Origin of the sequence: Helicobacter mehlei, assembly GCF_007280785.1 — a bacterium.
GTDB classification, from domain to species: Bacteria; Campylobacterota; Campylobacteria; order Campylobacterales; family Helicobacteraceae; genus Helicobacter; species Helicobacter mehlei.
In genome coordinates this window covers 1-4140 of record NZ_VKGC01000037.1, presented here as the reverse complement: position 1 = coordinate 4140, position 4140 = coordinate 1, and the positions used below count along the sequence as shown (strand labels likewise).

Sequence of the window (4140 nt, the reverse complement as noted above, 5' to 3'; positions counted from 1 at the left end):
CGCGACACTTCTTATTGGGGCAAGGAGGCTTATACCACAACAGAGGAGTATTGGGACACCGAGCGTTATTGGATATATCCACGCCCAAGAAAAGGGGCTTAAAACCCCAGAAGATCACGCCACTTTGCACCGCTTTATTTTAGATAAGTGGCAGGGGGTGTTGGAGGATAAGATCGCCACATGGAAACACGCCACGCAAGCCAAAATGGAGCAGGATTTTTTAGAGCGCATGCGTGCATGGTTTAAGGCTCTATGGCAGGCAAAACAGCTAGCCAAGCAATCCCCCGAACTTTTTGGCACAAGTGGGTTATTTATGGACGCTAAGGGGCTAGCCCTAGAATCCCTAGATTTAGAGGGCTTGGGCGATGAACAGGCACAAAAACGCGCCTTAGAAAATTTAGAGGGCTTGGATACGGATATAAAGACCCAACATAGAGGGCATGCCTTTTCTGTGGGCTTAAGCCTCACACGCCTAAACCTCGCCCAAATTAAAGCCCTCTTTGCCCGAATCAAAAACAATAAAGTCTTAATGCAAATCTGCGATCTGCTGGGGCGCATGAAAGAGATGCAACAAGAAATGATTAAGGAGGTGATCAAGGAGCAACGCACTTACGCCTATACAGAACACCACCCTACTAGAGATTATAAAGAGGAAATTTGTGGGATTCATTTGAGTCATGATTTAGAAAACTTGATCCCTCAAGAATTGGCCCTGTTAGATGACCCCGATTTGGAGGTGTTGTTTTACCTGAAATTTACAGAAAAACGCCTCTTTTGCTTTGAGAAGCAGGGTTATATTGATCACCATTTGGAGGGGATAGAGGAAGTGGAGGTAGAGATAGAAAAGGAGCAGGAAAAAGAGGGAGAGAAAGGACCTATCATTATTTGCGTGGATACCAGCGGGTCGATGAGTGGCGACCCTGAACTCATTGTTAAGGCTCTCACTTTGTTTTTGAGCGTGCATGCCAAGAGAGAAAAACGGGCGTGCTATTTGATCAATTTTAGCGAGGGGACAACAGCTGTAGATTTGAGCGGTGGGGATTGGATGGCTAGGCTCAACAACTTTTTAACCTTTAGTTTTAGGGGTGGCTGGGAAAATGTGGATTTAGCCATCAAGCAGGGCATAGAGCAGATGGAAAGAGAAAACTATAAGAATGCAGACCTTTTGGTGATCTCAGATGGCTATTTTACCAACACCAACATGGGCGACCTTGCTAGGCAAATGCAAAACAAACGCCAAGATAAAAACCGCTTTTATTTGCTCGATGTCAATGGCAACTCGGGGGCAAAACGCGCCTTTGATAAACACTGGGTCTATGATAGCCGTAGCCAAAATATCCGCGTGCTGTGCAAACTAGGCAACGATTTGGGGGCGTGATTGATCCTATTTGTGGGCCTTAAGCTAATTTTGGCTATAATTATAGGTTGCATGGGCGGTGGTTGCTTTGGATCAAACCAAAGAGGAAAGTCCGAGCTACATAAGACAGGATTCCATTTAACAGATGGCTAGCGTGAGCTAAGGGAAAGTGCCACAGAAAATAACCGCTCGTTGAGAGTAAGGGTGAAAAGGTGGGGTAAGAGCCCACCGCGTCCTAAGCAATTAGGATCGGACTTAGGCAAACCCAATCTGTAGCAAGAAGTGTATGGTAAGGTCTTAAGTTTAGGCACTTCGCAAGAGGTGGGTTGTAAAACTCATCCTAGATAAATAACCACCCACGACAGAACTCGGCTTATGCCCATGCACCATAAAGGACAACATGCACCAAAGCGTTTTATTGCAAGAAGTGGTTCGAGCTTTTCAAGAAATCATACAAACAACACCCCAGCCTATTTTGATCGATTGCACTTTGGGCTTGGGCGGGCACACTCTGGCTTTATTAGAAACCTACCCTCATTTAAACATCATAGGGATCGATCAGGACTTAGAGGCTAAAGAGCAGGCTTTAGAAAAACTAGCCCCCTATGGCAATCGTTTTAACTTCATGCATGGCAATTTTGCTACGCTATTGCCCTCTCTTTTAGAAAATCCCTCTCTTTGCATTAAAGGCGTGCTAGCCGATTTGGGGGTGAGTTCTTGGCAACTAGATAGCCCCCATCGGGGCTTTGGGTTCCATTCCAAGCAGTTGGATATGCGCATGGATACAGACCAATCTTTGGATGCGTTTAAAGTGGTGAATACCTACAGCCTTTATCACTTGGAGCGGGTGTTGCAAGCAGGCGAGGTGCGTGAATATAAAAAAATCGCCTCTTTGATCGCTAATAGACGGCATAAACAGCCCTTTGAGAGCGCACAGGATTTAGCCGACTTTTTAGCCAAACACGCCCACAGAAGCAAGCTCCACCCTGCTACTTTGATCTTCCAAGCGATTCGCATGGAGGTTAATTCTGAGATGGAAAACTTACACACACTCTTAAAGTGTGCCAAAAATCTAAAAGAAGCTGTATTAGCCGTGATTTCTTTTCATTCTTTAGAGGATCGCCAAGTCAAGCACACCTTTAGGGAGTATGCTCAGTCTTGGGGAATCTGTGCCACTAAAAAACCCATCACCCCAAGTGCCCAAGAATTAAACACCAACCCTAGAGCGCGGAGTGCTAAAATGCGTATTTTTTATTTTCAAGGTTTTTGATGACAACAACAAGCATGGATGTAGAACACCCCTTAGAGGAACGCCGCTTACGTACCAGCCAAAAAGAACGCGATGCTTTATTCAATCAAGAAGTGGTGAAACAAGGAATTCCCCTCTCTTTGTTGTGGCGTGTATTGGGCGTTTTGGTGATTGTGTTGGTCTTATTTGCGCCTAAAATTTATTTGACAAATAATATCTACTACACCAGCAAATCAATCCAAAAGCTCAAGACTCAGGAAAATTTGCTCAAAGAGGAAAAACATCGCCTAGAGCTAGAACTTGAAAAACAACGCTTTAAATACACCATTGAAAACATGCCCTAAGTTTGGGACTTGTCTTGGTGCTATTTTTTCCCAAACAACCTACCTAGTTTCTGTTGGATGCGGAACAAAAGGTATTTTTTGATAAACGACATGGGCACACACCGCTGGAAAGTTTGCACATCTAATTCCGAATTAATCTCAAAAGTGTTACAGCACTTTTCTAAAAATTCAAATCTAAAGGGTGTGTGCAAGAGGGTTTGTATCCATGGATTGGTTCTATGACAAAAGTAAGAATCGAGTAACTTCCCTCGCTCAATATCCCATGGCTTAGGGTCGTAGTAGTGTAGCATCACGACCTCTTGCGTGGCACAAAGATCCGGTTGGTATTCAAATGAGGCGCAGTGTGTTTGGGGCAATTCCAAAACTTGCTCATAGAGCAAAAGATTGATCACGCCCATTTCAGGCACAAATAACGCCTTCCCGCGTTTTTTCAAAAAGTCGATACATTTTTTTTCTAAATTCTGTGCCCGCCAACGCTCCAAATGGACCAACATAAAACCCGATAGATAACCCTCATAGTGCCGTTTCCATTCTTGCTCATTAAAATCATTGGCAATGCCTAAGGACTGGCATGCTTGTTGGTAATAGCTTACAAAAGCCCCATAGCCACCATATTTGGCTAAGTGCATATCTTGCGCACTCACCATCGCTAAACAATACTCTGGTTTGTCATCTAAAATAAAATAAGTAGGGGCAACATCGCCTAAGAACACCGTATCCACATCCACGCAAAGGATTTTGTCATATTGGGGGAATAAGGAGGGGAGGAGGAGTCGGTAAAGAATCATTATCCCATAACGATCAGCCATGCAAGTGGCCAAATAACCTTCTAAACTTTGATTCAAGCCCTCAATGGGGTGGAAAAATAGCTGGGTATGCTCAGCAAAAGGAGAGATGGTATTTTTTAGCTTAGTTTGCACCTCAGCACTCACATTTTTAACCAAACAATGTAAATTGTAGATAATTGGAGTCTCTTCTTGAAACTTGCTAGCACGCTCGAGCAAGGAATACAGAGCTACCGCTGCACCGATAGCATAGACAGAGTCAAAACTAAGGACAACAGGGACTACAAGAGGAGCACTGCAAGAGAGAGAGGGGGGGGGGGGGGGGGGGGGGGGGCCCCCTGTGGCGGGTGTTTAAGGGGGGCTGGGGGGAGAAAAAGTTAAAAAACGGGCGGGGGTTTTGCCCGT

Annotated in this window: 3 protein-coding genes, 1 other RNA gene and 1 pseudogene; 4 read left to right on the top strand and 1 reads right to left on the bottom strand. The window is 44.8% G+C overall.

The window, feature by feature from the left end:
* The 4 genes from FNE76_RS07895 to FNE76_RS07880 all read left to right on the top strand — a co-directional run.
* Nucleotides 1–1378: vWA domain-containing protein (locus FNE76_RS07895; protein WP_235895376.1), on the top strand; the 1378-nt coding region annotated here is incomplete at its 5' end.
* A 46-nt stretch (nt 1379–1424) separates the two neighbouring features.
* Nucleotides 1425–1749: RNase P RNA component class A (gene rnpB, locus FNE76_RS07890), an RNA gene on the top strand.
* Nucleotides 1750–1757: 8 nt separating this feature from the next.
* Nucleotides 1758–2627, top strand: coding sequence for a 16S rRNA (cytosine(1402)-N(4))-methyltransferase RsmH (rsmH, locus tag FNE76_RS07885; RefSeq protein ID WP_120947959.1), 870 nt, complete (start codon nt 1758–1760; stop codon nt 2625–2627).
* Nucleotides 2627–2950, top strand: coding sequence for a hypothetical protein (locus FNE76_RS07880; RefSeq protein ID WP_104640905.1), 324 nt, complete (start codon nt 2627–2629; stop codon nt 2948–2950). Before rsmH ends, FNE76_RS07880 begins: the two co-directional genes overlap by 1 nt.
* 20 nt (nt 2951–2970) lie before the next feature.
* Here the strand turns inward: FNE76_RS07880 and FNE76_RS07875 are convergent.
* Nucleotides 2971–3999 (bottom strand): annotated as a pseudogene (locus FNE76_RS07875) (glycosyltransferase family 8 protein); the annotation flags it as partial.
* Between the last annotated feature and the right edge of the window lie 141 nt (nt 4000–4140).

Excerpts from the sequence above, each read along its gene's own strand:
- rsmH (WP_120947959.1), top strand. The coding sequence starts at position 1,758 with ATGCACCAAAGCGTTTTATTGCAAGAAGTGGTTCGAGCTTTTCAAGAA.
- FNE76_RS07880 (WP_104640905.1), top strand. The coding sequence starts at position 2,627 with ATGACAACAACAAGCATGGATGTAGAACACCCCTTAGAGGAACGCCGC.